The organism is Sphingomonas sp. (assembly GCF_013812825.1).
In the GTDB taxonomy this organism is placed as follows: Bacteria; Pseudomonadota; Alphaproteobacteria; order Sphingomonadales; family Sphingomonadaceae; genus Sphingomicrobium.
On the sequence record NZ_JACCSU010000032.1, the window covers coordinates 1 to 3,347 of the forward strand.

The 3,347-nt window shown below is 66.8% G+C and carries 5 protein-coding genes and 3 pseudogenes; all 8 read right to left on the reverse strand.

The genetic code is table 11. The features are described from left to right. A pseudogene (locus H0T81_RS04255) lies at nt 1–175 on the reverse strand (30S ribosomal protein S14); the annotation flags it as partial. 3 nt (nt 176–178) lie between these two features. Continuing rightward, nucleotides 179–751 (reverse strand): annotated as a pseudogene (gene rplE, locus H0T81_RS04260) (50S ribosomal protein L5); the annotation flags it as partial. Between the two features lie 265 nt (nt 752–1,016). Continuing rightward, a complete protein-coding gene (gene rplX / locus H0T81_RS04265; RefSeq protein WP_294010198.1) occupies nt 1,017–1,337 on the reverse strand; it encodes a 50S ribosomal protein L24 in 321 nt (106 codons plus the stop codon). Then, nucleotides 1,337–1,705 carry a 50S ribosomal protein L14 gene (gene rplN, locus H0T81_RS04270; protein WP_294010200.1) on the reverse strand — a complete coding sequence of 123 codons (369 nt, stop codon included), beginning with the start codon at nt 1,703–1,705 and terminating at the stop codon, nt 1,337–1,339. Before rplN ends, rplX begins: the two co-directional genes overlap by 1 nt. Before the next feature lie 371 nt (nt 1,706–2,076). Then, nucleotides 2,077–2,325, reverse strand: a pseudogene (rpsQ, locus tag H0T81_RS04275) (30S ribosomal protein S17); the annotation flags it as partial. A 14-nt stretch (nt 2,326–2,339) separates the two neighbouring features. Beyond that, complete coding sequence (gene rpmC / locus H0T81_RS04280; RefSeq protein ID WP_294010202.1) at nt 2,340–2,579, reverse strand: 50S ribosomal protein L29; 240 nt, start codon at nt 2,577–2,579, stop codon at nt 2,340–2,342. A gap of 3 nt (nt 2,580–2,582) precedes the next feature. Further along, nucleotides 2,583–3,014, reverse strand: coding sequence for a 50S ribosomal protein L16 (gene rplP, locus H0T81_RS04285; protein ID WP_294010205.1), 432 nt, complete (start codon nt 3,012–3,014; stop codon nt 2,583–2,585). Nucleotides 3,015–3,026: 12 nt separating this feature from the next. Then, on the reverse strand, nt 3,027–3,347 hold a 321-nt coding region (gene rpsC / locus H0T81_RS04290), incomplete at its 5' end, for a 30S ribosomal protein S3 (RefSeq protein WP_294010208.1).

The following is a 3,347-nucleotide window of genomic DNA, read 5'->3' on the forward strand; positions in this document are numbered from 1 at the left end:
GGGTCGGGTTCGCATTGCGCGGCAGCTCGGCCATCTTCAGCCGGGCGATCATGCGCTCGGTGTCGTCTTTCGACTTGTCGTTCGCGACCGCCTTCAGCTTCGCGTATTTCGACGCGTAGCGCTCGACCAGCTTCTTGCGCCGCTCGTTCTTGTTGATCGAACTCAGTTTCGCCATGAGTTATGCCGCCTGCTTCTGTTCTTCCGCCGCCGGGAACGGGAAGTTGAACAGGCGCAACAGCTCGCGCGCCTCCTCGTCCGTCCTGGCGGTGGTGGTGATGATGACGTCCATTCCCCGGACCTTCTCGATCTGGTCGTAATTGATCTCGGGGAAGATGATCTGCTCCTTCAGGCCGAGCGCGTAATTGCCGCGCCCGTCGAACGAGTTCGGATTGAGGCCGCGGAAGTCGCGGACGCGCGGCAAGGCGACGGTCACCAGCCGGTCGAGGAACTCGTACATCCGGTCGCGGCGCAGGGTGACCTTGCAGCCGATCGGCATGCCTTCGCGCAGCTTGAACTGGGCGATCGACTTCTTGGCCTTGGTGATGACCGGCTTCTGGCCGGCGATCGCCTGCATCTCGGCCGCGGCGGCCTCGACCTTCTTCTTGTCCTGGGTCGCTTCGCCGACGCCCATGTTGATGACGATCTTGTCGAGCCGCGGGACCTCGAGCCGGTTCTTGTAGCCGAACTTCTCGGTCATCGCGGGCACGATGCGCTGCTCGTAATCGCCCTTGAGGCGCGGGGTGTAGCCCTCGGTCTTGGCGGCCGGCTTCGCTCCCTTGGCGGCATCCGCCTTGGCAGCCTTGGCCTCGGCCTTGGCGGCCTTGTCCTCGGCCTTCGCCGCGGCGGCTTCATCCGCCCGCGCATCGGCAGCCGGAGCCTCCTCTGCGGGAGCGTCCGCGGCGGGAGCCTCGGCGGCCGGTGCCTCAGGCGTCACTGCAGCTTCGCTCTCGGCGGTTTCGGTAGCCTCGACCGGCTCGTCCTTCACCGCCGTCTCGTCCTTCTGGTCTTTGGGTTTATCAGCCATGGATCAGCTCCCCGGACTTGGCGGCCACTCGGACCTTCTTGCCGTCCTTGGTTTCAAAGCGGACGCGCGTCGGCTTGCCGGTCTTGGGATCGGCGATCGCGACCTTCGACACGTGCAGCGGCGCTTCCCGCCGCTCGAGCCCGCCCTGCGGATTGGTCTGGCTCGGCTTGCGGTGGCGCACGGCGACATTGACGCCCGAGACGATCACCTTGCCGTCCTTGGGCATGGCGCGCACGACGTCACCGGTCTTGCCCTTGTCCTTGCCCGACAGCACGACGACCTTGTCGCCCTTGCGGATCTTCTGGGCCGCCATCACAGCACCTCCGGCGCAAGGCTGATGATCTTCATGTGCTTGCGCGCCCGAAGCTCGCGGACGACCGGGCCGAAGATGCGAGTGCCGATCGGCTCCTCGTTCTTGTTGACCAGCACCGCGGCGTTGGAATCGAAGCGGATCACCGAACCGTCGGGACGGCGGATGTCCTTGGCCGTGCGGACGATCACCGCGCGATGGACGTCGCCCTTCTTGACCCGGCCCCGCGGCGCCGCCTCCTTGACGGAAACGACGATGATGTCGCCGACCCCGGCGGTGCGGCGTTTCGATCCGCCCAGCACCTTGATGCACTGGACGCGCTTGGCGCCGCTGTTGTCGGCAACCTCGAGGTTGGACTGCATCTGGATCATGACTTGGCCTTCTTATCCTTCGCCGGCTTGGCCGAGTCCGCGGCGGCGACGTCTTCCGCCTTGGCTTTCTTGGCCGGAGCCTTTTTCGCCGGAGCCTTCTTGGCCGGAGCCTTCGGGGCCTTGGCCGGAGCCTTCTTGGGCGCCTTCTCCTTGGCCTCGGCCGGAGCATCCTTTTCCGCCGGCGCAGCCGCTTCGGCTTCGGCTGGCTCGGCTTCGGCCGCCTCAGCTTCCGCCGCCGCCGGCTCCGCTGTCACTTCCTCGGCAACCTTGGGTTCCGGCGCCTTCTTCGGCGCCTTCGCTTCCCTGGCCTTGACCGCGGCGGTCGCGGCCGCTTCGGCTTCGTCGGTCGCGCCCTCGACGATCTCGACCGGCGCCGCCTTGGCCTCGCCGATTCGGTCGATCACCGACCAGGTCTTGAGCTTCGAGATCGGCGCGCACTCCTCGATCCGCACCTGCTCGCCCGACCGATAGGAATTGTCCTGGTCGTGAGCATGGTACTTCTTCGAGAGGCGGATGATCTTGCCGTACAGCGGGTGCTTCACCCGCCGCTCGACGCGGACCACCACGGTCTTGTCTGCCTTGTCCGACACCACGGTGCCGGTGAGGACGCGCTTGGGCATCGTCTATAGTCTCCTTACACCTTCGCCGCTTCGGCGGAGGCGCGCTTGTTCGGTTTGGCCCCGCCCGCGGCCCGCTGATTCTGAAGCGTGCGGATGCGGGCAATGGTGCGGCGCACCTCGCGCACCCGCGACGGCTTCTCGAGCTGGTTGGTCGCCGACTGGAAGCGCAGGTTGAACTGCTCGCGCTTCAGGTCGGCCAACTGCTGCTGCAGCTGGTCGTCGGTCTTGACCTTGAGATCGTCGATGACGGCCATCCTCTAGTCCTCCTCGACCAAAGTCTCGCCGAGGCGCGCGACGACCTTGGTCTTGATCGGCAGTTTCTCGGCCGCACGCTCGAACGCGGTCTTGGCCAGCGGGCCTGGAATGCCGTCGAGCTCGAACAGGATCCGGCCCGGCTTGACCCGGGCGACCCAGAACTCGGGGCTGCCCTTGCCCGAGCCCATCCGCACTTCGGCCGGCTTGGAGCTCACCGGAACGTCCGGGAAAATCCGGATCCACAGGCGCCCCTGGCGCTTGATGTGGCGCTGGATCGCCCGCCGGGCGGCTTCGATCTGGCGCGCGGTGATGCGCTCGGGAGCCATCGCTTTCAGGCCATAGGCGCCGAAGTTCAGCTCGGTCCCGCCCTTGGCGTTGCCGTGAATCCGGCCCTTGAAGGCCTTTCGGAACTTGGTGCGCTTGGGTTGCAGCATGTGTCAGGTTCCTTAGCGGCTACGGTCTTCGCGGGCCGGGCGGACTCCGGAGGTCTGGGCCTCCATCATCAGCCGGTCCTGGGCGAGCGGGTCGTGGCCGAGGATCTCGCCCTTGAAGACCCATACCTTGACCCCGCACACGCCGTAGGCGGTGTGGGCGGTGGCTTCGGCGTAATCGACGTTGCCGCGCAGCGTGTGCAGCGGCACCCGGCCCTCGCGGTACCATTCGGTGCGCGCGATCTCGGCGCCGCCGAGACGGCCCGCGCAGGTGATTCGAATGCCCTCGGCACCAAGGCGCAGGGCGGACTGAACCGCGCGCTTCATCGCCCGGCG

Bases quoted from the DNA above. Each gene is read 5' to 3' on its own strand.
- rplN (WP_294010200.1), bottom strand. From the start codon at position 1,705: ATGATCCAGATGCAGTCCAACCTCGAGGTTGCCGACAACAGCGGCGCC.
- rplP (WP_294010205.1), bottom strand. From the start codon at position 3,014: ATGCTGCAACCCAAGCGCACCAAGTTCCGAAAGGCCTTCAAGGGCCGG.
- rpmC (WP_294010202.1), bottom strand. From the start codon at position 2,579: ATGGCCGTCATCGACGATCTCAAGGTCAAGACCGACGACCAGCTGCAG.
- rplX (WP_294010198.1), bottom strand. From the start codon at position 1,337: ATGGCGGCCCAGAAGATCCGCAAGGGCGACAAGGTCGTCGTGCTGTCG.